At 62.1% G+C, this 26,730-nt stretch carries 24 protein-coding genes, 1 tRNA gene and 1 pseudogene; 7 read left to right on the top strand and 19 right to left on the bottom strand.

Going from position 1 to position 26,730, the window contains the following annotated elements:
- Window positions 1-27: 27 nt before the first annotated feature.
- From I554_RS0124885 to I554_RS0124865, 5 genes are all read right to left on the bottom strand, one after another.
- On the bottom strand, window positions 28-1,287 hold the full coding sequence (locus tag I554_RS0124885) for an adenosylmethionine--8-amino-7-oxononanoate transaminase (protein ID WP_024576204.1): 1,260 nt from the start codon (window positions 1,285-1,287) through the stop codon (window positions 28-30).
- Entirely contained in the window at window positions 1,287-1,925 is a 639-nt protein-coding gene (gene bioD / locus I554_RS0124880) for a dethiobiotin synthase (protein ID WP_024576203.1), read from the bottom strand. The genes I554_RS0124885 and bioD overlap by 1 nt, the downstream gene beginning before the upstream one ends.
- Complete coding sequence (locus I554_RS0124875; RefSeq protein ID WP_024576202.1) at window positions 1,922-3,052, bottom strand: 8-amino-7-oxononanoate synthase; 1,131 nt, start codon at window positions 3,050-3,052, stop codon at window positions 1,922-1,924. Before I554_RS0124875 ends, bioD begins: the two co-directional genes overlap by 4 nt.
- A gap of 54 nt (window positions 3,053-3,106) precedes the next feature.
- A complete protein-coding gene (panD, locus tag I554_RS0124870) occupies window positions 3,107-3,454 on the bottom strand; it encodes an aspartate 1-decarboxylase (protein WP_024576201.1) in 348 nt (115 codons plus the stop codon).
- Between the two features lie 91 nt (window positions 3,455-3,545).
- Entirely contained in the window at window positions 3,546-4,781 is a 1,236-nt protein-coding gene (locus I554_RS0124865) for an MFS transporter (RefSeq protein WP_024576200.1), read from the bottom strand.
- 293 nt (window positions 4,782-5,074) lie between these two features.
- Here I554_RS0124865 and flhA point away from each other — a divergent pair, with 293 nt between their 5' ends.
- Window positions 5,075-7,207: a flagellar biosynthesis protein FlhA gene (flhA, locus tag I554_RS0124860; RefSeq protein WP_024576199.1), complete on the top strand. Its 2,133-nt coding sequence runs from the start codon at window positions 5,075-5,077 to the stop codon at window positions 7,205-7,207.
- A gap of 301 nt (window positions 7,208-7,508) precedes the next feature.
- Window positions 7,509-7,718: a hypothetical protein gene (locus I554_RS0124855; protein WP_024576198.1), complete on the top strand. Its 210-nt coding sequence runs from the start codon at window positions 7,509-7,511 to the stop codon at window positions 7,716-7,718.
- 132 nt (window positions 7,719-7,850) lie between these two features.
- Here the strand turns inward: I554_RS0124855 and I554_RS0124850 are convergent, their stop codons facing one another.
- From I554_RS0124850 to fliI, 4 genes are all read right to left on the bottom strand, one after another.
- Window positions 7,851-8,837 (bottom strand): anti-sigma factor, encoded by a 987-nt coding sequence (locus tag I554_RS0124850; RefSeq protein ID WP_024576197.1) that lies wholly within the window; start codon window positions 8,835-8,837, stop codon window positions 7,851-7,853.
- 1 nt (window position 8,838) lies between these two features.
- Window positions 8,839-9,387: a sigma-70 family RNA polymerase sigma factor gene (locus I554_RS0124845; RefSeq protein WP_024576196.1), complete on the bottom strand. Its 549-nt coding sequence runs from the start codon at window positions 9,385-9,387 to the stop codon at window positions 8,839-8,841.
- A gap of 280 nt (window positions 9,388-9,667) precedes the next feature.
- Entirely contained in the window at window positions 9,668-10,087 is a 420-nt protein-coding gene (fliJ, locus tag I554_RS0124840; RefSeq protein WP_006021878.1) for a flagellar export protein FliJ, read from the bottom strand.
- 106 nt (window positions 10,088-10,193) lie between these two features.
- Window positions 10,194-11,519: a flagellar protein export ATPase FliI gene (gene fliI, locus I554_RS0124835; protein WP_024576195.1), complete on the bottom strand. Its 1,326-nt coding sequence runs from the start codon at window positions 11,517-11,519 to the stop codon at window positions 10,194-10,196.
- Between the two features lie 367 nt (window positions 11,520-11,886).
- Between fliI and I554_RS0124830 the strand changes: the two genes are divergently transcribed.
- Window positions 11,887-12,588, top strand: coding sequence for a response regulator transcription factor (locus tag I554_RS0124830; protein ID WP_006021880.1), 702 nt, complete (start codon window positions 11,887-11,889; stop codon window positions 12,586-12,588).
- 204 nt (window positions 12,589-12,792) lie between these two features.
- On the opposite strand, the gene chrA is transcribed toward I554_RS0124830, so the two are convergent.
- From chrA to I554_RS0124790, 8 genes and pseudogenes are all read right to left on the bottom strand, one after another.
- The gene (gene chrA / locus I554_RS0124825) at window positions 12,793-14,130 is read right to left on the bottom strand and encodes a chromate efflux transporter (protein WP_051358610.1); all 1,338 of its coding nucleotides are present in this window, start codon (window positions 14,128-14,130) and stop codon (window positions 12,793-12,795) included.
- Window positions 14,131-14,189: 59 nt separating this feature from the next.
- Entirely contained in the window at window positions 14,190-15,020 is an 831-nt protein-coding gene (locus I554_RS0124820; RefSeq protein WP_024576193.1) for a sulfurtransferase/chromate resistance protein, read from the bottom strand.
- Between the two features lie 132 nt (window positions 15,021-15,152).
- Entirely contained in the window at window positions 15,153-16,022 is an 870-nt protein-coding gene (locus I554_RS0124815) for a protein-glutamate O-methyltransferase CheR (RefSeq protein WP_024576192.1), read from the bottom strand.
- Window positions 16,019-17,194 carry a chemotaxis response regulator protein-glutamate methylesterase gene (locus tag I554_RS0124810; RefSeq protein WP_024576191.1) on the bottom strand — a complete coding sequence of 392 codons (1,176 nt, stop codon included), beginning with the start codon at window positions 17,192-17,194 and terminating at the stop codon, window positions 16,019-16,021. Before I554_RS0124810 ends, I554_RS0124815 begins: the two co-directional genes overlap by 4 nt.
- Before the next feature lie 54 nt (window positions 17,195-17,248).
- Window positions 17,249-17,614 carry a response regulator gene (locus I554_RS0124805; protein WP_024576190.1) on the bottom strand — a complete coding sequence of 122 codons (366 nt, stop codon included), beginning with the start codon at window positions 17,612-17,614 and terminating at the stop codon, window positions 17,249-17,251.
- A 72-nt stretch (window positions 17,615-17,686) separates the two neighbouring features.
- Window positions 17,687-18,157 (bottom strand): chemotaxis protein CheW, encoded by a 471-nt coding sequence (locus I554_RS0124800; RefSeq protein ID WP_024576189.1) that lies wholly within the window; start codon window positions 18,155-18,157, stop codon window positions 17,687-17,689.
- 11 nt (window positions 18,158-18,168) lie between these two features.
- Window positions 18,169-20,893, bottom strand: a pseudogene (locus tag I554_RS25860) (hybrid sensor histidine kinase/response regulator).
- A 187-nt stretch (window positions 20,894-21,080) separates the two neighbouring features.
- The gene (locus tag I554_RS0124790) at window positions 21,081-21,728 is read right to left on the bottom strand and encodes a histidine phosphotransferase family protein (protein ID WP_024576188.1); all 648 of its coding nucleotides are present in this window, start codon (window positions 21,726-21,728) and stop codon (window positions 21,081-21,083) included.
- Window positions 21,729-21,891: 163 nt separating this feature from the next.
- Here I554_RS0124790 and cysQ point away from each other — a divergent pair, with 163 nt between their 5' ends.
- Window positions 21,892-22,716: a 3'(2'),5'-bisphosphate nucleotidase CysQ gene (gene cysQ / locus I554_RS0124785; protein ID WP_024576187.1), complete on the top strand. Its 825-nt coding sequence runs from the start codon at window positions 21,892-21,894 to the stop codon at window positions 22,714-22,716.
- Here the strand turns inward: cysQ and I554_RS0124780 are convergent.
- On the bottom strand, window positions 22,710-23,207 hold the full coding sequence (locus I554_RS0124780; RefSeq protein ID WP_024576186.1) for a YHS domain-containing (seleno)protein: 498 nt from the start codon (window positions 23,205-23,207) through the stop codon (window positions 22,710-22,712). The genes cysQ and I554_RS0124780 overlap by 7 nt on opposite strands.
- 121 nt (window positions 23,208-23,328) lie before the next feature.
- Here I554_RS0124780 and I554_RS0124775 point away from each other — a divergent pair, with 121 nt between their 5' ends.
- From I554_RS0124775 to I554_RS0124765, 3 genes are all read left to right on the top strand, one after another.
- Window positions 23,329-23,898, top strand: a complete 570-nt coding sequence (locus I554_RS0124775) for a DUF1134 domain-containing protein (RefSeq protein WP_024576185.1) — start codon at window positions 23,329-23,331, stop codon at window positions 23,896-23,898.
- A 146-nt stretch (window positions 23,899-24,044) separates the two neighbouring features.
- The gene (locus I554_RS0124770; protein ID WP_024576184.1) at window positions 24,045-25,340 is read left to right on the top strand and encodes a hypothetical protein; all 1,296 of its coding nucleotides are present in this window, start codon (window positions 24,045-24,047) and stop codon (window positions 25,338-25,340) included.
- Window positions 25,341-25,461: 121 nt separating this feature from the next.
- A tRNA-Val gene (locus tag I554_RS0124765) sits at window positions 25,462-25,536 on the top strand.
- Between the two features lie 45 nt (window positions 25,537-25,581).
- Here the strand turns inward: I554_RS0124765 and I554_RS0124760 are convergent.
- Complete coding sequence (locus I554_RS0124760; protein ID WP_024576183.1) at window positions 25,582-26,697, bottom strand: acyltransferase; 1,116 nt, start codon at window positions 26,695-26,697, stop codon at window positions 25,582-25,584.
- Window positions 26,698-26,730 lie beyond the last annotated feature (33 nt).

Below are 26,730 nucleotides of genomic sequence, written 5' to 3'. Positions count from 1 at the left end.
TACAATGACCGCAGCGAGTGGGCAACCTCAGGTAACCTCGCTCGTCAGATCATCGATAGCGCTGTACGCTTGGTCCAGATCGTCCGCCGTGCTGCAATAGGGTGGCATAAGGTAGATCGTGTTGCCGAGCGGCCGGATCAGCAAGCCACGCGCGAGAAAACCGCGGTAAAGCCGCGGACCGATATCCGCCAGATAGCCGGCATCCTTCGCCACGATATCGAGCGCCGCGATGGTCCCGATCTGGCGAACATCTGCGAAGCGCTTGTCTCCGCGAAACCGTTCGAGCCTCTCTTTGTGTAACGTAGCAAGCGAATTGATGCGGTCCATCACCGGCTCGCTCTGCCAGACTTCCAGATTGGCCAGCGCTGCTGCGCAGGCAATCGGGTTCGCGGTGTACGAGCTGGAATGAAAAAACGTCCTGCTGCGGTCCGTCGAGTAATGCGCATCGAAAATTTCGGAACGGCAGAGCGTCACCGCCAGCGGCACCGAACCGCCGGTCAGCCCTTTCGAATAGCAGGCGATATCAGGCGCGATCCCGGCGTGCTCGCATGCGAACAACGTGCCTGTGCGCCCCCATCCGGTCATGACTTCATCGGCGATGAACAGAACCTCGTGCGTCTCACAGATGCGCTTCATCTCGGCCAGAACATTCGACGGATAGATCAGCATGCCGCCCGCACCGAGAATAAGCGGCTCGACGATCAGTGCAGCAACATCGCCGCGCCTGCATGCCATTGCCAGCGCATCGAACGTCTCCTGCTCGCAACCGGATGCGGGGAACGGAATTCGCTCTACGTCAAAGAGAAGCGGGTCGTAAGGCGCATTGAAGACGCCGCGTTCACCGACAGACATGCCACCGATCGTGTCGCCGTGATAGGCGCCTTCGAGCGCGAGGATGCGGCTGCGTTTTCCGCCGACGTGACGCCAGTAGCCCAATGCCATCTTGAGTGCGACTTCAACCGAGGTCGATCCGCTGTCGGAGAAGAAAACATATTCAAGCTCTGGCGGCGTGATCGCAACGAGATGCCGGGCAAGCTTCTCTGCCGGCTCATGGGTAAACCCGGCGAAGATGACCTGATCGAGCTTGTCGGCCTGGTCCTTGATCGCCTGCATGATGCGAGGGTGACGATGACCATGGGTCACCACCCACCAGGATGAAATCGCATCAAAAATGCGCCGGCCGTCAGCCGCCTCGAGCCATGCGCCCTCGCCTCGCGAGATCAGCGTCGCTTCGGGTGGCACCGCATGCTGCGTGAACGGATGCCATACCGGAGATCTGGATATCATCAGGCCACGTCCTTCAGAAAGTCACCGGGTGAAAAATGCTGTGCGAACGCCGCGCGCAACGTCTCGTGTGTGAGCGAGGCCAGATGCGGCAGCCTGCCAAGACGCCGCACCTGTCCCATGCTGGCAATCACTGTTTCCGACTCCACATTCTCATCGCCAATGAAAGCTATGCCGAGCAACGGGATGTTCCGCGCGCGGAGCGCTTCGACCGACAGCAGGCTGTGATTGATAGTCCCGAGCGTCGTGCGCGCGCACAGCACGACCGGTACACGCCATTGCGCCATGACATCTATATATGTGAGGCTTGCTGTCAGCGGCACCATCAGACCGCCCGCCCCTTCGATCACCAGCGGCCGATCAACTTCCGGCAAGGCAAGCGCTTCCGGATCGATAGTGATGCCATCGATCTTCGCCGCCAGATGCGGAGAGGCAGGCGTTAACAGCCGATAGGCCTCACGCAGCACGCGTTCCTGGGAGAGACCTGACAACCGCGCGACGGCGTCGCGATCGGTCTCTTCTTCGACGCCGGCCTGAACCGGTTTCCAATAGTATGCATCGAGTGCGCCCGCGAGCGCGGCTGAAAAGACTGTCTTGCCAATTCCGGTATCGGTGCCGGTGACGACGATACGCGCGCTCATGCCGCTTTCCGCATGTCTTCGGCCAAAGCCTCGAACAGCGACGCGACTGTGGCCTCATCGACATTCAACGTCAGCGCGATACGCAGCCGCGCCGTCCCTTCCGGAACAGTGGGCGGACGGATGGCGCGAATATCGAAGCCTCGTTGTTGCAAGGATGCCGCGACGGCGACCGCTGCGCGATCCGCGCCGATGATCACCGGAAGAATTTGCGAACCGGACGGCGCGACGCTGCAGCGGCGATAGAGTTCATCGCCCGCGAACCGGACCAGCCGCGCAAGCCGCTCGCGGCGCTCCGGATTGGTCCTGGAAATATGAATGGCCGCACGGGTGATCGCCGCGATCAACGGCGACGGCGCGGTTGCAAAGATGAAGGGACGTGCGCGGTTGACGAGAAAATCACGGATCGTACGCGGCGCGAGGATGAAGCCGCCGACCGTGCCAAGCGCCTTCCCGCAGGTATGCAATGTAATGACATTGTCCCGTCCCTCGCATGCCGCAGCAAGCCCCCGCCCTTGCGGCCCAAGCACACCGGTTGCATGCGCCTCGTCGATGACCAGCATCCCGTCATGACGATCGGCAACGGCCAAGAGTCCCGCGATGTCCGGGCTGTCGCCATCCATGCTGTAAAGGCTCTCGACCGAAATCCAGGGCCGTCCCTTGCCGCCGGCCGCACGCCAGCGGACGATAGCGGCGTCGAAAGCATCGATACTGTTGTGCGGAATACTCACGGTTTCAGCGCGTCCGCGGCGCATTCCTTCATGGACGCTGGCGTGGATCAGTTCGTCATGGACGACGAGATCGCCCTGCTGCGGCAGCGTTGAAAAGATCGCGAAGTTCGCAACATAACCGCCGCCGAAATAGAGCGCGGTCTCCGCACCGAAATAGGAAGCGGCTTCACTTTCGAGCGCCTCATGCTCGTCCTGATTTCCGCGCAGCAGACGGGACCCGCCGGATCCAACGGGTACGCCGCGCGCGATCGCCTCGGTTGCGGCGCACTTCAGTTCATCGGACTCGGCGAGGCCCAGATAATCGTTCGACGTGAAATCGATTCCGGTGCGGCCACGAAGCGATCGCAATCGGCCCTTGCCCGCGAGATCGCGCAAATCGGCTTCGAACTTCTCATGCATGCATCAAATCCCGTCTGCAACGATGGAGGATGGATGCGGGCACATGCCGCAAGTCTACAGCTTTTGATTCTTTTCATTGACGAGAACCACGCGCGGCTGATGCTGCCGTGCCTCGGTTTCATCAAAATTCGCATAAGCGACGATGATCACCTTGTCGCCCATCATCGCCAGCCGCGCGGCGGCGCCATTCAAGCCGATGATGCCAGAGCCCGCAGGCGCTTCGATCACATAGGTCGAGAAACGCGCGCCGGTGTCGATGTTGTAGATGTCGACCCGCTCATTGACCAGAAATCCGGCGGCGTCGATCAGAGTGCGGTCGATCGAAATCGAGCCTTCGTAGTGCAAATCCGCCTCGGTCACCCGCGCGCGGTGGATCTTGCCCTTCATCATCGTGACTTGCATCGGCCTGCCCTGGTTCCGGCGCGGACGCCTCGCGCGCAAGTCCGTTAGGACGGGCGCTCGCCGGGGTCAAGACTTTAGGAGGAGATAGCTGTCAGGCGAGCGCCATGCGCCGGCGGGCGCGGAGCAATAACGCTACGACAATAGCAATATTCAAAGCGTTCCAGCCTACACCATTCAGAAAGGCGGCGGCGTAGGAACCGGTCGCATCGAAAATCACACCGGAAATCCACCCCCCGAACGACATGCCGATAACCGATGCGAAGATGACGATACCGACGCGGGTTGCGGCCACGCTGGAGGGCATCGATTCCCGGATAATGATGGCGTAGCTCGGCACGATGCCGCCCTGAAACAGGCCGAACATCGCGGAGATAATGTACAGCGACGTCAGCCCATCGAAGAACAGATAGAACATCAGCGCGACGCCCTGCGCGATCGAGCCGACCAGCAGTGTGCGTAACCCGCCGATACGGTCGGCCAGGAAACCGGAGCCGATCCGGCTGACGATTCCGAAGGCGAGCATCAATGACAGCATCTCGGCGCCGCGCGCCACGCCGTAACCAAGATCGCCGCAATAGGCGACGATATGAACCTGCGGCATCGACATTGCCACGCAGCAGGCGATAGCCGCGATGCCCAGCACGGCGGTGAGCGCATTGGTGCCGATCTGCAGATCGACGCGCGGCGGCGGCGCATCTGCGTGCGAGCGCACGGTTTCACTGCCGATCTGCCAGCGCAGAACTGCGACAACGATCGCCATAACGATCGTACAGCCGATTCCAATCGCGATATGTGTGGCGCGCCATCCAGCATATGCCGTGCCGCGTTCGACAACAGTGGGCCAGAATGTGCCGGCGATGTAGTTTCCGCTGGCGGCGATGGTGACGGCCAGCCCGCGGTGGCGATCGAACCAGTGCGATGCCTCGGTCATCAGCGGCCCGAAGGTCGCGGCGGCGCCGAGCCCGATCAGGAAGTGCATCAGGTTGAATTGCCACAGCGCTGCCGCATAGCCGGCACCGACATAGCCCAGCAGCATGGCGACGATACCGATTGCGATCGCAGGCACAATGCCAAAGCGGTCCGACAGCTTGCCCATTACCACACCACCGAGGCCAAACCCGAGCATGGTGCAGGTGAAAGCCAGCGACGCCGCGCCCCGGGTGGCGCCGAAGTCGGCCTGGACGATGGGGATGACCACCACCACCGACCACATGCCGACGCTGCCGATTGATCCGATAATGAGGGCAATACCCAGTCGTGCCCACGCCGCGCGTGAGTCCGGCGTGAAGACCGCTGGATGAGAGGCAGAATCGATGGAGACCGGCACGGAGGCAACTTCGTCGGCCTTGCGTTGCCGGTCAAGTCATTCTCCGAATGGGGGTTATGCGAGAATAACATCCTCCTGCACATGACATTATCGGCCTTCGGCTTTCCCGTTAACTCTTTGCTAACCATAAACTGGGCAAATTTTGCCGGGTGAAGTCGAGTGTCGTCGGTCGCTGAACGGGGGAAATGCCCGTGGATGCCAGTGCGGTGCCTCACTTTAGGAACGGCGGCCCTTCGGCCGCCGCTCAAACCTTTGGGGCTCGCGAGCGACATTCGCGGGGGGAAGCGGCGACAATGGTTGATGTAACGGCGGGCCAGGGCACTGCGGCAACCGGCTCCGGATTTCCCAGCCTCAGCGACATCGGCGGAATGCTCAGGCGCGGCGACCTCGCGCTGGCTTTCGGTGTTCTCACCATTCTTGTGGTTCTCATCCTGCCGCTGCCAGCGGTGGTGCTGGACCTGTTTCTGGCGATCTCGATCACGCTCTCGATCCTGATCCTGATGACGGCGCTGTTCATTCAGACCCCGCTGGAATTCTCAGCATTCCCGACCGTCCTGCTGATCTCGACCATGCTGCGGCTGTCGCTCAACCTCGCGTCCACCCGCCTGATCCTGTCGCACGGCCACGAAGGCACCGCCGCCGCCGGACACGTCATCGAAGCGTTCGGCAATTTCGTGATGGGCGGCAATTTCGTCATCGGCATCATCGTCTTCACGATCCTTGTGATCGTGAACTTCGTCGTGATCACCAAGGGTTCGGGCCGCATAGCCGAAGTGGCGGCGCGCTTTCACCTCGACTCGATGCCCGGCAAGCAGATGGCGATCGACGCCGACCTCTCCGCCGGCCTGATCGACGAGAAAGTCGCAAAGCAGCGCCGCAAGGAACTGGAAGACGAAAGCGGCTTCTTCGGCGCCATGGACGGCGCCTCCAAGTTCGTGCGCGGCGATGCCATCGCCGGCCTGCTCGTGGTGTTCATCAACGTGATCGGCGGCATCATTATCGGCGTCGCACAGCAAGGCATGGGTTTTGCGGATGCCGCACGCACCTACACTTTGCTGACGGTGGGCGATGGCCTTGTCACGCAGGTCCCGGCGCTGATCGTCTCGACCGCTGCCGGCCTGCTTGTGTCGAAGGCGGGCGTCACCGGCGCCGCCGACAAGGCCATGATGAAGCAGTTGTCGGGCTATCCGCAGGCGCTCGGCATGTCTTCCGGCGTGATGCTGGTGCTTGGGCTTCTGCCAGGCATCCCGATGCTGCCGTTCCTGCTGCTTGGTGGCGGTGCGGGCTGGCTGGCCTGGAATGCACGCACGCGCAATCGCGCGGTCAAGGTCGAGGAAGCCCGCGAGGCAGCCGCTCCGGCAGCGGCTGCGGCTGCCGCAGCCGCCGCCGAAGAACCGATCTCGAGTGCGCTGAAGATCGACGACCTCAAGATCGAGCTTGGTTACGCGCTGCTACCGCTGGTCAACGGACCGGACGGCACCGACCGCCTCACCGACCAGATCAAGGCACTGCGCCGCTCGCTCGCGACAGAGATGGGCTTTGTGATGCCGGCCGTGCGCATTCTGGACAACGTCCAGCTCGAGGCGAACACCTACGTCATCAAGATCAAGGAAGTCGATGCCGGCACCGGCCGCATCTGGGCCAACCAGTTCATGGTCATGGACCCATCGGGCAACCAGGTGACCATTCCCGGCACCCACACCACCGAGCCGACATTCGGATTGCCGGCAACCTGGGTCGATGCATCGCTGAAGGAAGAGGCCTCGCTCAAGGGCTATACGGTGGTGGATTCCGCCACCGTCCTCTCTACGCATCTCACTGAGCTGCTCAAGGGCAATATGTCCGACCTGCTGTCCTATGGCGAGGTTCAGAAGCTCCTGCGCGACCTGCCGAAGGAACAGGGCGAACTGGTCAAGGATATCGTCCCGAACCAGATCACGGTCTCGGGCATTCAGCGCGTCCTGCAATTGCTGCTGGCCGAGCGCATCTCGATCCGCGACCTCTCGACCATTCTTGAGGGTATCGCCGACGCACTCGCCTTCTCACGTAATCCGGCAACGCTGGCCGAGCATGTGCGGACCCGTCTGGCGCGGCAGATCTGCGCGCAGAACACATCGATGAACGGCTACCTCCCGCTGATCGCACTCAGCGCGAAGTGGGAGCAGGCGTTCGCGGAATCGCTGATCGGCACCGGCGATGAACGCAGCCTCGCGATGCAGCCGTCCAAGCTGTCCGAGTTCATGACCGCGGTGCGCGACCGTTTCGAACAGGCGGCCCGTGAAGGTGAAGCGCCTGTGCTCGTGACGTCAGCGGCGATCCGGCCTTTCGTGCGCTCTCTGGTGGAACGTTTCCGGGCCCAGACAACTGTCCTGTCGCAGTCGGAAATCCATCCCCGGGCGCGCCTGAAAACGGTCGGAAGCATCTGATCCGGCATTGGATTTCCATAGGAATGCCTGCGACAAAATCGTCACAGACAAGCTTTTCATGGAATTTTGGAAATCTTCACAGCCGCGCGCTTTCCTCATCAACTTGATAAATATTTGAAAGTATTGACATATTTTAGAGTGGTTTACTGACCTCTCGGAACTTCAAGACATTTCACTCGTTTGTGAACGATGCTTGGAAACGAATCCCTGCCAATTACGTTGTTGAGAGCGTGGGGTTGAACCCACGGGCATGCGAGCGAGACAAACGTTCGACTGCATCAAAAGGCGGCGGGAGGTTTTTATGAACCATTCGTTTTACAGTGCGGACCGCATGACTCATTTGAAGATCGTCGTGGTGGCTCTTGTCGCCGCGATCGGTGTTGCGGGTTTCGGAATCTCTGCTCGCCTTTCAGATACCGGCCTCACTCAGACGGCTAAGGTTACAGGTCCGGCGTTGAAGGCTAACAAGGCTGTTGTCATAACCAGTTCGGAGCAGTCGGCCATCCGCTAACGAATCACGAATTCACGAGGCTCTCTTCCCCGCCCCCCGAAGTCGCCTTGTGAGTGCTCAGAAGACCCCAAGTCTGAGAACAGAAAACGCCCGCTCCCCACGGGCGTTTTTTGTTGCGCTCATTTCAAGATATCAGCGCGGCTGCGCAGGAAGCGCTGGCACGCTCTCGATCAGCTTGCCCGTGTAGACGATCGGCCCGGTTGCAACTCCGGTCGGCGAGCCACCCTCGGGTTCAATGGTTACAGCATAGGTGGCCTTGTTGATCGTATCGGTGTCGTACGCTGCCAGCCCCGGGCGGATGGTGAAATCACTGCCGCCGATGACACCGAGTGAGCGCGGACGTTGCAGCTTGTCCGAGACCAGCCAGAGCTCATAGCTTTTGCCCGGCTCCGGCGCAGCGCTAACCTTGCGCACGGTGAAGTTCTTCGTCGCCGTATCCACGGTGAGAATGAAAGCCGGCGCGGCAGCGTTCTGCTGGAGCACAGCGACGAACTGCGCCGCCGGCGCGGGTGGCTGCGCGGGCGCCGCGACCTCAACGACCTTGATCTGCGGCTTGACCCGCAATGGCTCCGGCAGCAATTCAGGCCGGTTGGCCTGAAGCGCGATCACTCCGGCTAGCGATGCTGCAACCGCCGTCATGACCCAGCCGAACGCCGACCCGCCGCGCTCGCGAGCGGCCAGCGGAACGACATTGGACGGCGGGACCACGACCGGCTCCGGGACGATCTCGGGCGACGCCGCAACCGGAGGGGCTTCTGCCGTTACATCGGTTGATGGTGCGACGACGGATTGCTCGGGTTGGGCGGGCTGCTCAGCAACCGCAGGCGTCGGCTCCGGCAGCTCCGCGGCGACAGGCTCTTCCTTGGGTTCTTCAACCGGCTCCGGCTGCGGTCCGACGAGGCCGAGCGCGGCGCTGATGTTATCCCACAGATGCGCCGGCGGCTCGATCGGGGCAACCATCTGGTGCAGCGGACTGAGCTTGCGATCCCACGCATCGACCACCTCCATGAAACCGTGATCGACGATCATCATGGTTTCAACGAGGGCGCGCTCGTCGGCACTCAGTGTGCCGAGGGCATATTCCGCGGCAAGCGCGATATGGTCTTCGCTGTAGTTCATCTCATCCCAAACCAAGACATCCGCGAATTTCAATCATGCTGCGACGTAGCCAGGTCTTCACCGTGTTCAGCGGCGTGTTGAATTTTTCCGACAACTGTTCGCGGCTCCAACCGTTGTAATAGGCCAGCAGCACGAGTTTCTGGCGCTCCGGATCGAGCTGCCCGACGCACTCCAGAATCCGCTTCAGCTCCTCCGTCATTTCCCGCCGCGCCAGCGGATCCGGAATATCCGACGCGATCTCCATGGCAGACGGCTCGTCTTCGATCGACGCCTCGCTCCGTTTACGCACGACATCGATCGCCCGGTTACGCGCGATCGAAACCATCCAGGTAATCGGAGAAGCCAGCGAAGGATTGAACTGGCCAGCACTGTGCCAGATCTTGACGTAGGCTTCCTGGACCACCTCCTCGGCAAGATCCTGACGCCTCAATATACGGAGCACCACGCCGAAGAGTTTCGCCCGTGTGGCGGCGTAAAGGCGCTCAAATGCCGCCTCATCCCCCTTCGCAACCGATGCGAGCAGCCAGATCAACTCAGCCGGCGTCAGCATTAAACGTCCTCAAATATACGTCGCTCTATCGTACCCGGCAGAGTCGAAAATCGAAGTCACTCTCGCCGTCGTATCACATCTTGCCAGTATCGGGTCCAGCGTCCCGCCATGAGATAAGTCGCGAAAAAGCAAAACCCGGGCTTGCGGCCCGGGTCTCATATCACGGAAACAACTCACAAAAGCCAGCCTTGTGAGCTGAGACTTTAGAACCTGCGGCAATCAGGCAGGTTCAGCGAGGCGAATGGGTTCCGGCCGCTGTAGCCACCGGACGCGCCAGACCTCAGGCCATCGCTCCGATCCGCGAGCGCATCAAACCGATGCTGTCGAGATCAGCCTGCTCCCGGGCGCTTTCCTCGGCGCGTTCGCGTGCCTGGTCGCGCTCGTCCAGCAGTTCCACCTTTTTGAGCTCCTCGAACGCCTCGCCGAGCACCGCCTTCGCATCTTCGAGCTGAACCCGCAGTTCGTCGGCGGAGCGGGTCAGATTTTCGCGGCGCTGAATGGCTGCCTTGGCATAGGTGGGATAGGCGAAGTGTGTGGGATCATTAATGCCAGCGCGGTCCTGCTCGTGCTGGATTTCGCGCTCCAGGTCGACCGACATGCGCTGGAAGTCGGCGATCATGCCTTCGATCTGCGCAACCCTTCGGCGCTTTTCGTCGACCTGAAATTTCTTCAGGCGGATCAGCGTTTCACGTGACTTCATCGACTCGTACTCCCCAGAAGTCCCAACCACAAAGCGGGACGGAACCGGCATCCCCCCAAGGGCCCCTCCGGTCAAACACAGATGGCGGGATCATGGCGCGACAAAGTTAGCGTTCCGTTTCCAAGGTTTGCAGGATTTGCTCCAATCGGCGATAGCCCTCCCCGATCCCGGTGGATTCATCCTTGGCCTGCCGCAGGAAGGTTTCGAGCGGCTCGTGCAGCCGGATGGCCTCATCGACCTCAGGGCTCGATCCGGCCCGGTAAGCACCCAGGCGGATCAATTCTTCCATGTCCGCATAGGTCGCCATGACCTGCCGGGCCCGGGTAACGCTTGGGAGGAAAGCCGGATCGGCAGACCGCGGCATGGTTCGGGAGACTGACTTCAGGATGTTGATCGCCGGATAACGGCCGCGCTCGGCGATCGAGCGCTGCATCACGATATGGCCGTCGAGGATACCGCGCACCGCGTCGGCCACCGGCTCATTGTGGTCGTCGCCGTCGACCAGCACCGTGAAGATACCGGTGATGGTGCCCTCGCCCAGTCCAGGCCCTGCCCGCTCCAGCAGCTTCGGCAGTTCGGTGAACACCGTCGGCGTATAGCCTTTCGCCGTCGGCGGCTCTCCGGCGGACAGGCCGATTTCACGCTGCGCCATCGCAAAGCGTGTCACCGAGTCCATCATGCACATGACGTCCTTGTCCTCATCGCGGAAATATTCCGCGATGGCCAGGGTCAGGTAAGCCGCCTGCCGCCGCATCAATGCGGGCTCGTCGGACGTCGCGACCACCACCACCGAGCGCGCCAGGCCTTCCTCGCCGAGATCATCCTGCAGGAACTCCTGCACCTCACGGCCGCGTTCGCCGATCAGGCCGATCACCGAAACATCGGCATCCACATTGCGCGCGAGCATCGACAGCAGCACCGACTTGCCGACGCCGGAGCCTGCGAAGATGCCCATGCGCTGGCCGCGGCAACAGGTCAGGAAAGTATTGAGCGACCGCACGCCGAGATCGAGCGGCGGACCCACCCGCTTGCGGGAATGCGCAGGCGGCGGCGCGTTCCGGTAGGTCATCGGCGACGGGCCCTGAACCAAAGGTCCCTTGCCGTCGATCGGCTCGCCCATGGCATTGACGACACGCCCGAGCCACGCCGCCGACGGACGCACCTGGCTGGCGGCGTTGGCAATCACCGCGCGGCAGCCGCGCCGGACACCTTCCAGTCCCGCGAACGGCATTACCACGGCATTGTTGCCGGTGAAGCCGATCACCTCGCATGGGATGAAACGATTGTTGCCGGTCTCGACCACGATGCGCGCGCCGACCGACATCGCATGGATCGGTCCCGCGATCTCCACCATGAGTCCGCGCACACCGACAACTCGGCCATAAATATTGACGCCGTCGATATCGGAGATCTGTTCCGCGAGGGCCTTCATTGCGAAAACCTTAAGTTTCCGCGATTTCGCGGCATCCCCTTAACCCTGTGTTTACCCGCATCGTTAATCATTGCGTCACTGTCTTTGATGACTGAGAGCGCTTGACCTTCAGAACGAAGGAGCGAGTCGCAGGAGTCGGTTAGGCCCGGCTCTTAATGTGGAACTTGAACGACGCGGGTGCGAAAAGCTTCTTGACCGCAATATCTTAGTGCGATTCGACAAAAATTGCACGATAGAGCTTGCAGACACGAATCAGCATTTGTTAACCATATGTCGTCAGGATCCGAATCAGTTGTTCAAAGGCGTTTCCAGTGCCGCGAGTAGGCGGCCGGCCTGACGCCCGGAGCGGCGACTATAGGGGACTGGCATGCGCGTATTGCTGATAGAAGATGACAGCGCCACTGCGCAGTCGATCGAGCTGATGCTCAAATCCGAGAGCTTCAACGTCTACACGACGGATCTCGGAGAAGAGGGCGTCGACCTCGGAAAACTTTACGATTACGACATCATCCTGCTCGACCTGAACCTCCCGGACATGTCCGGCTATGATGTTCTCAAGCAGCTGCGTGTCTCGAAGATCAAGACACCGATCCTGATCCTCTCCGGCCTCGCCGGCATCGAGGACAAGGTCAAGGGTCTCGGCGTCGGCGCCGATGACTACATGACCAAGCCCTTCCACAAAGACGAACTGGTCGCCCGCATTCACGCGATCGTCCGCCGTTCCAAGGGTCACGCCCAGTCGGTCATCCAGACCGGCGATCTGGTGGTCAATCTCGACACCAAGACCGTCGAAGTCGGCGGCCAGCGCGTCCACCTGACGGGCAAGGAATACCAGATGCTGGAGCTGCTCTCGCTCCGCAAGGGCACCACCCTCACCAAGGAGATGTTCCTCAATCATCTCTACGGCGGCATGGACGAGCCCGAACTCAAGATCATCGACGTCTTCATCTGCAAGCTGCGCAAGAAGCTTGCGAACGCTTCGGAAGGCCGTAACTTCATCGAAACCGTCTGGGGCCGCGGCTATGTGCTGCGCGAGCCGCACGACGACGAAGTGCGCATTCCAGCCTGACACCGGGTTGTATCGAGAGCCAGTGCGGCTCTCACCTCCCAGACTGAACCCCGCCGCGAATGGCGGGGTTTTTGTTTGGAAAAAGCACAATTCCGCCGCGCCGCAGCCGGCTTTTCGACATTTGCCCGATAAGGCGAACCGGTGGCGATCTCCGGCCGATAAGGCAATGCGCGCCGGTTCTCTCCAGAGGCCCTGTAATCAGACTCAGAGAGCTCCGGCGAAATAGAGCAGCACCCCTGCCGAGGCACAGGCGGCCAGCGTCTGCAACATTCCTGCATTGAAGCGAAAGATCGCGGTCGCCGCCGCGACGGAAAGGGCGAGCGCCCACGGATCAACACTCCACAGCACCGGAGCATCGAACGACATTCCGAAACTGCGCACCGGAAATGTTTCCCGGAAGACGGTGTGAATCGCGAACCAGATCGCAAGGTTGAGGATCACGCCAACCACCGCCGCCGTGATCGCCGACAACGCACCGGCGAGAGCCTTGTTTCCGCGCAGGACCTCGATGAACGGCGCGCCGAGGAAAATCCACAGGAAGCACGGCGTGAACGTCACCCATGTCGCAAGTAGTCCGCCGAGCGTTCCTGCCACCATCGGCGGCAGTGTTCCCGGATCGCGGAAAGCGGCCATAAAGCCCACGAACTGCAAGACCATGATCAGCGGACCGGGCGTGGTTTCCGCCATGCCCAATCCGTCGAGCATCTCATGCGGCCGCAGCCAGTGATAATTTTCCACGGCCTGTTGAGCGACGTAGGCCAGCACCGCGTAGGCTCCCCCGAACGTCACCATGGCCATCTTGCTGAAGAACACCGCGATCTCGGAGAACACGCTGCCCTTTCCAAGCATCAGGACGAGCAATGCCACCGGCGTCAGCCACAGAAGGAGCCAGACCGCGGCGACCCGTAACGAGCGCGCGACAGTCGGGTGCGCATGCTCGGGCAGTTCATCGCCCAGCAACGCATCGACCAGAGCGGTCGGCGTCTTGTTGTCATGCCCGCCGCCCGCTGCAAACGCGGGCAGCCCGGCCCGGCCTCCGAAATAGCCGATCAGCCCGGCGGCCAGAATGATGATGGGAAACGGCACGTTGAAAAAGAAGATCGCGATGAACGCGGCCGCCGCGAGACCTTGCAGGACCCGGTTCTTGAGAGCCCGTTTGCCGACACGGACAACCGCCTGGATCACGATCGCCAGCACCGCCGCCTTGAGACCGAAGAACAGCGCGGCGACAAATCCCACATTGCCGAAGGCGGCATAGATGTAGCTCAGCGCCATGATGGCGATAACGCCGGGCATGATGAAGAGACCGCCCGCCATGATCCCGCCGCGGGTACGATGCATCAGCCAGCCGATGTAGGTGGCGAGCTGCTGCGCCTCGGGACCGGGCAGCAGCATGCAGTAATTCAGGGCGTGCAGGAATCGGCTCTCGGAAACCCAGCGCTTCTCCTCCACCAGAATGCGATGCATGACCGCGATCTGTCCGGCAGGGCCGCCAAAACTGAGCATCGCGACCCGAAGCCAGACCCCGAAAGCTTCTTTCATGCCCGGAAAGCCCGGCGTGCTCCGTGGAGCGGGAATCGCCGACGGCGTCGTGACGTCAGTCATGCTTTGACCTTTGCCTTGGCCTTATGCGAGGGCCAGTTATGAGTTTCATCGGTCGCATCTCTGGACCAGCGATAGAACGCATCATAGAGCGCGAGTCCAGCATCGAGCTGTTCGAGATCGTCCGAATACATCCGCGACAGGCCCAGAGATGCCGCGAGCAGGCCGGGCGCTTCCGGCGAAAGATCGGGACGTGCGGTATCGGCCGCGCGCACGATAGTCGCCAGACGCTTGAGCGGCTCTGTATCAAGACCGAACTCCTCGACCATGACATCAAAGGTGCACAGTTCACCGCGATGGCTCCAGAACACATTTTCAATGTCGAACGGCGCCGCGCCAAAGCGCTGACCGACCTCTTCCACTTCGGAAGCCGTCACAAAGAGAAAAATCGCGGACGGATCGACAAAGCGCCGGATCAGCCATGGGCAGGCGATGCGGTCGACTTTCGGCCGCGAGCGCGTCACCCAGAGCGTGCGCCCCTGCCGATCGCGCGGCGGTAGTTTCGCAGCAGGCACCAATGGAAGCTTCGCGTTCGCCCAGGCTTCATGGCCCCCTTCCAGAACGTCGGCTGACGCTCCGGCGTGACGGAGCCAGGCGGCGACTCCCTCGCTCAGCTTCCCGCCTCTCTTGCATATGACAACGGCGGCACGGCCGGCGAACTCTGACGCCCAATCGGCAACCGACGCATGGTCCCGGTGACATGCGCCCGGAACGAATTTCGGCTCGGCGGCAAGATCGTCGGCAAGGCGAACGTCGATAAGGGCCGGACACTTGGGCGTGCCGGTCAGCCGGGCAAGTTTTTCGGGTGAGATCGAATTGATGGAAGACATGATGCGTCCCTCTCAAGAGAATGGACGCGATTCTTGGGCATGTCGCCTCGTGGGGAGATCGCTTTCCCCATGCCCTATCTTACACCCCGGCGCGGGACGGTTGTCAACGACACGCGCCTCGACGATGAACCGTCAGCTTGCCGCGAATGCCTTCTGGCTACGTATCATCCCGGGCGCCAGAGAGGGCGAGGACACGCGTGCAGGATTCGGCATATAGACGCCGCGCAGGTCCGGGGCGGCACGGTAGGCATCCGTCAGTCCGATAACGGTCTCGGCTGCGCCAAGGAAAAGGAAGCCGTCCGGCTCATTCACCTTCTGCATGCGGCCGAACACGTCGATCTTGGTCGGCTGATCGAAATAGATCAGAACGTTGCGGCAGAAGATGATGTCGAAGACGCCGAAGTGCGAGAAGTCCTGCAGCAGGTTGGCCTGCTGGTAGCGGACCATGGCGCGGATATCCGGATTGAGCTGCCAGACATCCCCGACCTGCTTGAAATGTTTCACCAGCAGCTGGATCGGCAATCCGCGCTGAACCTCGAACTGGCTGTAGATCCCCGCCTTCGCCTTTTCGAGAACTTCGAGCGACAGATCGGTCGCAACGATTTCCGCGCGCCAGTCCGGCGGCAAGGCTTCCTTCAAAAGCATGGCGAGCGAGTAAGGCTCCTGCCCGGTCGACGCCGCCGCGCACCAGATGCGCAGGCTGCGGCGGCTGGCGCGCGCCTTCAGCAAATTGGGAAGCACCGTATCGCGGACATTTTCGAACGGAACCTTGTCGCGGAAGAAGAACGTCTCGTTGGTCGTCATCGCCTCGACGACATCGACGGTCAGGGATTCCGAACCCGACTTGATCTTCTGCACAAGTTCGCTGATGCCAGAAATGCCGGCTTTGCGGGCAAGCGGCAGCAGACGGCTTTCGATCAGGTACTGCTTGTCCGAAGACAACAGCAGACCGGAGCGATCCTTCAGAAGCTTGCGCAGATACTCGTAATCCAGTGGCGTCACCCGCGAACTCCTGAAAACACGCGAACAATTTTGGGAGCGATCTGGTCGAGCGGCAGAATCGCCGCGCAGACACCTGCATGGGCCACGGCGCCCGGCATACCCCACACAACGCTGGTGGCTTCGTCCTGTGCGATGACGTTGCCGCCGGCGGCGACGATGGTCCTGGCGCCCTGCGCGCCGTCAGACCCCATCCCGGTCAGCACCACGGCGAGAATGCCGGCCTGCCAGACTTCCGCTGCCGAGGCGAACAGCGGATCGACCGCCGGCTTGCAGAAGTTGATCTGCGGCCCGTCATCGAGAGCGATCACCGTATTCGTCCCCGAGCGCACCACGCGCATATGACGCCCGCCCGGCGCAAGATAGATTTGTCCCGCCTTGACCGTCTCGCCATCGACCGCCTCGTGAGCGGGACGCCCGCTCGCGCGCGCCAGATGTTCGGCGAGAATGGTGGTGAAGGTCGGCGGCATATGCTGGGTGATGAGAACCGGATGCTGGTCGACCACCGGACCGATACCGGCGACCAGATTCATCAGCGCTTGCGGTCCGCCGGTCGAGGAACCTATCACCAGGACGCGCGGGATAACTGCACTGAACGGCCGCACCATCAGCTTGGGCTGCGCGACCAGCGGCAGCGTGGCCGTGGAGGTCCGCGGCAGCGGCGTCCGCACCGGCTGCGCAACCGGCGACAGCGGCGGACTGGCAACGACAGCCGGACGGCGCAGACGCGCGCCGAGGTGGCGGATCTTTTCGATCAGATCGTGCTTGAAGATGTCGGCCGCGGCGATCTCACGCGTGCTCTCGGGCTTGGGGATGTAATCCGACGCGCCGAGCGACAGCGCCTTGAAGCTGATCTCCGCATTCCGGCGGGTCAGCGTCGACGCCATGATGATCACGAGGTTGCGCTTCTTCTCCAGCAGCAGCGGCAGCGCCGAGATGCCGTCCATATCCGGCATTTCGATATCGAGCACGACAACATCGGGATCGACGCGCGCGACCTGGTTGACCGCATCGAGCCCGGTGCGGATCGACGCGACGACCGTGAGATCCGTCTCAGCCTCGATCCAGCGGGAAATCAGACCGCGGATGACCGCGGAGTCGTCGACGACCATGACGCGCAGCGGCTCGTGCCGCTGTGCGGACGAACCCGGTGGGGTCAAAACTGCAACGCTCATGAACAACCAACTCTACGCAACGAACAACACAACACGCGGCTTCAGAGCGCGAGCCTAGATCAGACCGACTTCATGAAATTTCGCCGTCACGATTTCCTTGTCGAACGGCTTCATGATGTATTCATTGGCGCCGGCATGGAGCGCACGGGCGATGTGGGCGACATCGTTCTCGGTGGTGCAGAACACCACCTTCGGCCTGTCGCCGCCCGGCATCAGACGCAGGTTGCGGAGGAATTCGTATCCATCCATCACCGGCATGTTCCAATCGAGCAGGATGGCCTCCGGCATTCCGCGCTTGCAGACTTCCATGGCCTTCTCGCCGTCCTCGGCTTCGACAATCTGGAAATCCAGCCCTTCCAGAATGCGCCGCGCGACTTTCCGGATGACGCTTGAATCGTCAACAATCAGACATGTTTTCATCTTAGCCTCTTTTTTCCTCAGTTCCCGTGTGGGCCGCTGTCACGGGGCTTGCGTTGCTTCCCAAAATATTTTTTAGGCGGCGAGCATATCCGGATTGATTTCCAGAACGCGGTCGACGTCGAGAACGACCATCAACTGCCCGTCGAGCCGGTGAACGCCGCCGGCCATCTTCGCCATGCGCGGGTCGAGGTTGACGGGATTCACCTCGCGGCTTTCGTCCGCGAGCTTGAGGACCTCACCGATGCTGTCGATCAGCAGGCCGTAGGATTCGCCGCGCAGGTCGACGCCAACCGCCATCGGCGGACGGCCGTCTTCGTTCTTCGCCAGTCCAAGACGGGCGCGCATATCGATCGCGGTGACGATCCTGCCGCGAAGGTTGAGAACACCCGCGACGTCCGCGGACGCGAGGGGAACCCGCGTCAGCCGCTCCGGCATGAACACATCCTGAACCCGCGAAATCGGCAGTCCGAACAACTGTCCGCCGATCATCGCGGTGACGTATTCGGTGATACCACGGTCAGCGCCGTCAACATTCGTATCCATTGTCATGTTCCTTACGCCGCCTGCCTGACGTCAGCGGTCTGTTCCTTCAGCGCGGCGATCAGTCCCGGCCGGTCGAATTTAGCGACATAGTCATGGAAGCCAGCCTGGCGGCCGCGTTCGATGGCCGCGGGCGACACCACGGACGACAGCGCGATGATCGGCATCGACTCCATCTTGCGGTCGGCGCGGATCGCTTCGGCGAACTCGAAGCCATTCATGTCCGGCATCTCGATATCGGTCAGAACGACGTCGAACTGATTGCCGGAGCGCAGCACCGACAGGCCTTCGTGGCCGTTCTGCGCAACCGTGACACGATAGCCCGCCGCCTTCAGAACGGGCGCCAGCATGTTGCGGAAGAACGCGGAGTCGTCGACCAGCAGAACGGTCTGCGCCGTGGCAGACAGACGCATTTCCTTGCGGCTGAACCAGTCGGCGAACGCCATCGGCAGGAAGTGCCCGACGTCGATCACCTCGGTCGCCTGGCCCTTCACGACCGCAGAGCCAAGCACGCCTTCGCGCGTGCTCGCCACTTCGATGCTGAGCTGCTCCTCGACGATATCGATGATTTCATCGACCACGAGTCCCATCGAGCGTCCATCGTCAGCGAAAACGAGAATCGGCTGAACGCCGCTTTCGCGGATCGTCACGCCTTCCATCTCGACCAGCGGCATCAACTGCTCGCGGTACTGGACCATGTGACGGCCGTTCGAGAGTTCGATCTTGTCGACCGAAATCTCCTCGAGCCGTGTGACCAGAGCCAGCGGCACGGCCTTGGGCTGGGACGAGCCGGACCGGAACACGAGAAGCGAGGTGAGCTGGGCATCGGAGCTGGAGCGCGCCGCGGCGTTCTCGTCGCCGATCTCGCTCTGGGTCGCTGCCGCCGTACCGAGCGACTGGGCGATGCCGTTCGGATCGATGATCATGATCACGGCGCCGTCACCGAGAATGGTGTTGCCCGAGAACATTCCGATATGGCGCAGCTTGGTGGACATCGGCTTGACTACGATTTCCTCGGTGTGGAAAACGCCGTCGACCACAATGCCGAAGGTCTGGCTTCCGACCTGGGTGACCACGATGAAGCCGTTCTCCGGATCGATCGACGCGCCGTCGTCGATCTTGAGCAGCTTCTTCAGATGCATCAGCGGCAGCAGCTTGTTGCGCAGCCGCAGAACCGGCGTGTCCTTGATCCGCTCGATGCGATGATCGGAATTGGAGCGCGCGCGCACCAGTTCGACCACCGACAGCTGCGGGATCGCGAAGCGGTCGCCGGCGGCTTCCACGATCAGCGCCGACACGATCGCCAGCGTCAGCGGAATCTTGATGGTGAAGCTCGAACCCTCGCCCGGCACCGACTTCACGTCGATGGTGCCGCCGATCTGATCGATGTTGGTGCGCACCACATCCATGCCGACGCCGCGCGCCGGACACGCTCGTGACCGCCGCAGCCGTGGAGAAGCCCGGCGCGAAAATGAACTTGTGGATCTGCGCCTCGGTCATCTTCTCGACTTCGGCTTCGGTGACCAGACCGTTCTGCACGGCCTTCTGCTTGATGCGCTCGGTGTTCAGGCCGCGCCCGTTGTCGGCGATGCAGATGATGATATGGCCGCCCTCATGATAGGCGGACACGCGGATGGTGCCCTGCTCCGGCTTGCCGGCAGCAACGCGATCCGCCGTAGTCTCAAGGCCGTGGTCTGCGGAGTTGCGGACCATGTGCGTCAGCGGATCCTTGATCAGATCGAGCACCTGGCGATCGAGCTCGGTGTCGGCGCCGTGCATTTCCAGTTCGATCTGCTTGCCGAGTTCGCTCGACAGGTCGCGCACGATGCGCGGCAGCTTCTGCCAGGCGTTGCCGATCGGCTGCATGCGCGTCTTCATGACGCCTTCCTGCAACTCGGCGGTGACGTTCGAGAGCCGCTGCAACGGCACCTTGAACTCGGAATCCTCGTTACGGCGGCTGATCTCGAGCAACTGGTTGCGCGTCAGCACCAGTTCCGAAACCATGGTCATCAGATGCTCAAGCGTATCGACATTGACGCGAATGGACTGGTTCGCGATCTTGTCGCTCTCCGTCGTCTCATTCTCGATGACCGGCTTCTTTGCCTTTACCGCGGCCTTCGTCGCATCGGCCTTTGGAGCTTCGGCCTTTGGGGCGGGCTGCTCAACCGGCGCAATCGATGGCGATGCGACTTCGATTTCGGTTTCGCGGAAAGCGCGCTCAAGTTCGTCGAGCGAAACTTCACCGGGACGCAGTTCGCGTTCCAGCGTCTGATCGACCATCATGCCGACGGTCACCGGCTTGGCTGCAACCGGCGCAGGTGCGGCTGGCGCAGGCGCAGCAGGCGCGGCTGCCATCGCGGCCATGCCCTGCTCGACCATATGGTGAAGCGCGTCGATCAGATCGACATCGGCGCCTTCCGGCTCCGCCTCGGTTGCCTCGAGCTGGCCGAGAATCTCCTTGATGCGGTCGATGGTGCTCAGGATCAGCGTGACGGCTTCGCCGGTCACCGGCATGCCGTCGCGGAATTTGCCCATCAGCGTCTCGGCTGCGTGAGCGAGCGCTTCAAGACGCGGCAATCCGAGGAAGCCGCACGTGCCCTTGATGGTGTGAACAAGCCGAAAGATATTATCGAGAATCTTCGCGTTATTCGGATCCTGCTCGAAACGAACCAGTTGGTTGTCGACAGTATCGAGACTCTCGTTGGTTTCGGTGAGGAATTCCCGCAGCAAATCGTCCATGAAGCCGGCCTTCTGGCAAGGGAGGCATGAACGTCACGCCTCCTAGATTCCGGCCAGTGTCGGGGCAAAGCGTTTAATATTGGTTGAGCAATCAGAAAAGAACGCGCTGAATAAACGCCTAACGCAAATGCCGGCGGGCACCGGCATTTTCCGGCGCCCGCATCATTAAGAGTTCATGAAGATATCGTCAGGCCGCGGTCAGAACCACGGCATCCGGCTCGGCGGCCAGCGACACCTTGAGCCCGCACGCCTGCGCCAGCAGCGCCGTGTAGTAGGGCTGTACCGCATGCGCGGAGACCGATCCGGCATTGTCGAGATTCAGTTGCGCCGCGACGTTCTGCGGCTCGCGCGCATTGGTGCCAGCGGCGCGAAGACGGAATCCCATCGTGTCTCCCTCGCCGATCGGATCGACGATGAGCTGACCTCCGCGCGGAATCGCCTGCTGCGCGATGACGAACATGTTCAGCAGCAGCTTGACCCGGTTTTTCGCCATCAGGACGTGCGGCAGATTCCAGACGATCTTGGTCTTCTCGTCCTCAAGATGATTGCGCGTCATCTTCTGCGCCTCGCCGAGATCGATCTGGGAACCGGCAGAGCCCGCGGCGCCGTAGGCGATGCGGCAGAACTGCAGCCGTGCCGAGGTGGATTTCGCGCTCTTGCGGATCAGATCGAGCGCAAACTCCTTGTCGTCTTCCTTGTTGCTGCTGTCGAACACCTCAAGGCCGTTGACGATGGCGCCCACCGGGTTGATGAGATCGTGGCAGACGCGCGAACACATCAACGCGGCGAGTTCGAGAGCATCGGGTGTAGGACCGGGAGTTGACGTGCCAGACATGAATTTCCTCGGATTTTCCAGCGATTTCCTGCAATCACGGGGGCCACAGGATGCTGACGCGGCGAATCAAGCGTGCTTTATGATTTGATACACTGCGGCTGGCCCTGCGGCCACCGACCACAGCGGAATTGAAGGCTGACATGTACGCAACCGAGACCCATCCATGACCAGCCCTGCGATCGACCGCGACGCCGCCGCCCTCTTGATGGAGCCGCTGACCGACATCGTGGTGGCGGCGGGCGCGGCGATCCTCGGCGTCAGCCGGTCCACCATGCAGGTGACCGGCAAATCCGATGGCTCTCCCGTCACCGAAGCGGACATGGCAGCCCATCACATCATCGCGGAAGGCCTGAACAGGCTCGTGCCAGATGTTCCGGCCCTGTCCGAGGAGCGAACCGACCTGGCCGCACGCCCCTACAAGAACAGCTTTTTCCTGGTCGATCCGCTGGACGGCACCAAGGAGTTCGTGGCCGGGCGCGACGAATTCACCGTCAACGTCGCGCTCATCACCAATGGCTCGCCGGTGCTGGGAATTATCGCAGCCCCCGCCCTCGGGCTGGTCTGGCGGGGAATTGTCGGCCGGGGAGCCGAGCGGCTGATGATGACCAAGGACGGCAAGGCCCGCTCGGCCCAGCCGATCCACACCCGCCCTCATCCGGGCCCTCGCACGGCCTGGATCGTGGCCGTGAGCAGGTCCCACGGCGACAAGCGCACCGAAGCCTTCATTGCGGCCCGCCCCGGAGCGATCCGGCAGGCCCTCGGATCGGCGGTCAAGTTTGGCCGGATCGCCGAGGGCGGCGCCGACATCTACCCCCGGCTGTCCCCGACCTCCGAATGGGACGTGGCGGCGGGGCATGCGGTGGTAACCGCGGCCGGCGGGCTGATCACGGACAGCAAGGGCGCCGCGCTGTGCTTCGGGGAAGCGCGCGAGGATTTTCTGGTGCCCGAGTTCATTGCGTGGGGCGATCCCGCCGCAGTCGATCAGTAAGCGGAGAGCGTTTCGACCAGCGCCGGCCATTTGCCGGCCGCCTGTTTGAGGACAGCATCCGGATCGGCGGCAAAGGCGTTGAGGTTGTCTTCGCGGCTGAACAGATACAGCCGTTCACCGGACACCAGCCATAGCCGCGCCTGCCCGGCGACGGTCTTGCCGCGCGCCACGTCGACCGGGTCATAGCCGCCGAACCGGGGTCCGTAGATATCCGGATGGCTGAGGAAAACGGCGCGGTTGGCTTCGTTCCGGAAACGCCAGACGGCACCATCCCTGGACGCCTCGATGTCGGGCTGCCCCTTGGCCGCCTCAGCGTCGGTGAAATAGGCCACAGGGTCGAAGCCATCGATGGCAAGGCCGCTATGGCGGTTCACGACCACCCGCTCGGTGACCGCCGATGCGCTGGTATACGGTCCGGCCAGCCCGGCAAGGACCGCAAGACAGGCGATTCCAAGGCGCTGCCCTTTATTTTCTTGCCGCCGTGCCGTCATAGTTGATGCCGATAAACAATCGAGTCGGGGACGTGGGACCGCAGCTTATGCCATTGCTTCTCAGCAAGGCGTTAAGCGATGGACATGCAACTCGGCCATCTGTGGTCCAAGGGGTTCTTTCATGACCTTTGCTTTGCGCATCGCGGCGCTGGTGTTTGCGGCGACGATTTCCCTGGCCGTGCCGGCCTCGGCCCAACAGCGCGCCCCAAATACCTATGGTCCGGACGAACTGGTCGGCGCGGGCCACCGGTTCTTCGGCAACGTGTCGCGCGGACTGGCGTCCGTGATCGAGCGCGCAGTGAGCCAGTGGGGCCTGCCCAACGGCTACGTGCTCGGCGAGGAAGGCAGCGGTGCTTTCGTCGCGGGACTGCGCTACGGCGAAGGCACGCTCTACACCAAGAATGCCGGCGACCTGCGGGTCTACTGGCAGGGACCGTCGGTCGGCTTCGACTGGGGCGGCGACGGCGCGCGCACCATGGTGCTGGTCTACAACCTGCCCGCGACCGACGCGATCTATCAGCGCTTTGCCGGCATCGACGGCTCTGCCTACATTATCGGCGGCTTCGGCATGACGGCGCTGACGGCGAACGGCATCGTGCTGGTCCCGATCCGCTCAGGCGTCGGCCTGCGGCTCGGCGCCAATATCGGCTACCTGAAGTTCACGCCCCGCGCGACCTGGAACCCTTTCTGACACTTTCCTGACTGCATAATCGCGGCGTAAACCCGCCTGCCTCCGGCGGCGGGCGGATTCACGTTAACGCGCTGTCCCGCTAGCTTTTTCCCGGCCCGCCGTGGCATGGTGAAACAGTTAATATTTTCTCACGCAGGGGTACGCATATGGTCGAACCGATCATGTATTTGGCGATCGGTTTTCTGGTCTCGATGCTGTTCGGTCTGATGATCGTGCCGCTGGTCCATAACCGCGCAGTCCGGCTCACGACCAAGCGCCTCGAAGCCGCGACCCCGCTCTCGATGGCCGAGATCCAGGCCGACAAGGACCAGTTGCGGGCCGAGTTCGCGATGTCCGCCCGCCGGCTCGAAATGAGCGTCGAGCAGCTCAAGAACAAGACCTCGAGCCAGCTCGCCGAACTCGGCAAGAAATCGGATGCGATCAACCGCCTCAAGATCGAACTCGGCGAAAAGAACGCGGCGATTTTCGCGCTGGAAGCGCGCGAGAAGGCGCTGAAGGATCAGCTGCGGGCGACGGAAGAAGAATTCAGCGCCAAGACGCAGGCGCTGCGCATCGCAGAACAGCAGCTCGCGGACAAGCAGGGTGAACTCGGCAAGCTCAACAGCGAGCTCTCCCAGCGCTCGATGACGGCGGAAAGCCGTCAGGTCGAACTGCTGGCGGTCCGCAGCCAGATCGAAGCCCTGCAAAGCCGCGTCAACGACGCCGAGAAGGAAGTTTCCAGCAGTCAGCAGCGCCTCACCGATCATCGCAACGAGGCCGAGATCGCGACCCGCGAACTCAGCGATGCGCGCGGAAAGGTCGAGGACCTGAGCGGGAAGGTCACCGACCTCGATCGCCAGCTTGTGGTGCAGACCAAGGAAACCGAGATGCTGTCGACGCGGGTCACGGACCTCGAAAACCGTCTTGCCTTGCAGGGCAAGATTCTCGCCGAGCGCGAATACGAGAACACCCTGCTCCGCCAGCAGGCCGAGGCCGCGAAACAGACCGAGCAGAAGCTGCGCGAGGACATGGCATCCGGCACCGGCAATTCAGCGGCGGTGGAGAAGCTTCGCACGGAGAAGGCCGCGCTGGAGGAACAGCTCACCGTCGCCCGGGATGAGCGCGCCAAACTTCAGCGCGACATCAATCTCATTCAGCAGCAGGCGGAAAGCTCCTGGTCCACAGAGCGCATGGAAAACGCGCTGCTGCGCGAGCGCATCAATGACATCGCAGCCGAAGTCGCCAAGCTTGCTGTGACGCTGGAAGGACCGGACTCGCCGATCGAGGCGATCCTGGCGTCCGAAGAGCAGAAGCCCGCCATCAGCACGATCGTCAAGGCAACGACCACAAACGGCGCGGCCCCCAACGGAGCGGCACCGGCGGCGACAGAGCCGCGCGGCACGCTGGCCGAACGGATTCGGGCCTTGCAGGCCCACGCCTCGCGGGCACGTCAGCCGGGCTAACCTGATTATCCAGCACATCGGCTGGATTTGAGCCGATTTCTCAAGCACACGGGCCGACTGCGCTTGACACCTGTGCCCCTGCTTTCGTAAATCGCCGCTCCGAAAGATATCCGGTGGTTCCGGGCGCATAGCTCAGCGGGAGAGCGTTCCCTTCACACGGGAGAGGTCCAAGGTTCGATCCCTTGTGCGCCCACCATTTTCTCACCAGACGTTTTCGGCGCCTTCACAGAAATCAGACCCGTTACCCGGCCAGCGCCGCCTCACGCGCGCGCATCGATGCGGTCAGCCGATGACCAAGCCGGATGAACGGCTTTTCAACGAAGCGATACGACAGCGCTGCGAGCGGCAGCACGGCCGCGCTCGACACGACAAGCATGATCAGGAGAGCCAGCCATGGCGGGCATCCGGCCTGCAGCGCCGCGCCAAGCTCCTTCTCCATCTGCCAGCAGATCATCAGCGTCAGCGGATGCAGCAGATAGAAACTGTACGACACCCTGCCGAGAAACCTGAGGACGGCATTGTCGCGCAGGACCGTCAGCCATCCACGCAAGCCCAAAGCGCCGCCGGCAATCATCAGGCACGAGGCGATCGTCACCCAGGCGTCCCTGACGTTGAAGTGACGCGCGAACAAGGTCACGCCGGCGAAGAACAGCACCACGCCGAGGCCGAACAGCGCATTGGCATGGCGGGGCTGCGCACGCGGCAGGAGAACATGGGTGAGCGCGCCGAACAGAAAACAGTAGAGGAATATCGCCCGCGGCTCGCCGCCCTCCAGCGGCAGGATCACCTTCATGGGATTTGTCAGAATGGCCATCACCGAAGCGATGACGAGAATCCTGAAAATCTTCCCGGCGGCGATCCAGTGGAGCGCGATGAGAAGAACGGGGATCGCCAGCAGCTCGGTCTGGATCGACCAGCCGACACCGTCGATCGAGACCGACAGCAGCAGGATGTTCTGAATTGTCTCCGCCAGCGACGGAACGACACTCAATGTTCGTCCCGTCAGCCAGTAGACTCCGACGAACATCAGGATGGCGAATATCCACGCCGGGTAAATCCGGAAAATGCGCGCGATCGCGAACGGCAAGGCGATTTCAGCGACGGGGCGCGGCGTCCTTTGCAGCGAGGCCGTCAGCACAAAGCCGCTCAGCACGAAAAAGAACACCACCGCGGGCTGGCCCTGAAACAGGATCTTCAGCACATCCATGGCCGCCGACGGCATCGCCTTCAGGATGACGGACTCGCCGCCCACCAGCGCAGGCGATTGGGAAATGTGGAATCCGGCAACGGACAACGCGGCCAGCCCCCGGAGGCTTTCCAGCTCCGGGTGGAAACGTCGCGCGCCCGCCTCGCCCATGTGCATCCTCGCCCAAGACCCGTTCTGTCTTAG

The sequence above is a fragment of the Afipia sp. OHSU_II-C1 genome (assembly GCF_000497575.1).
In the GTDB taxonomy this organism is placed as follows: Bacteria; Pseudomonadota; Alphaproteobacteria; order Rhizobiales; family Xanthobacteraceae; genus Afipia.
Note: the sequence above shows the minus strand (reverse complement) of the source record. Positions and strands in the feature narration are given on the sequence as shown.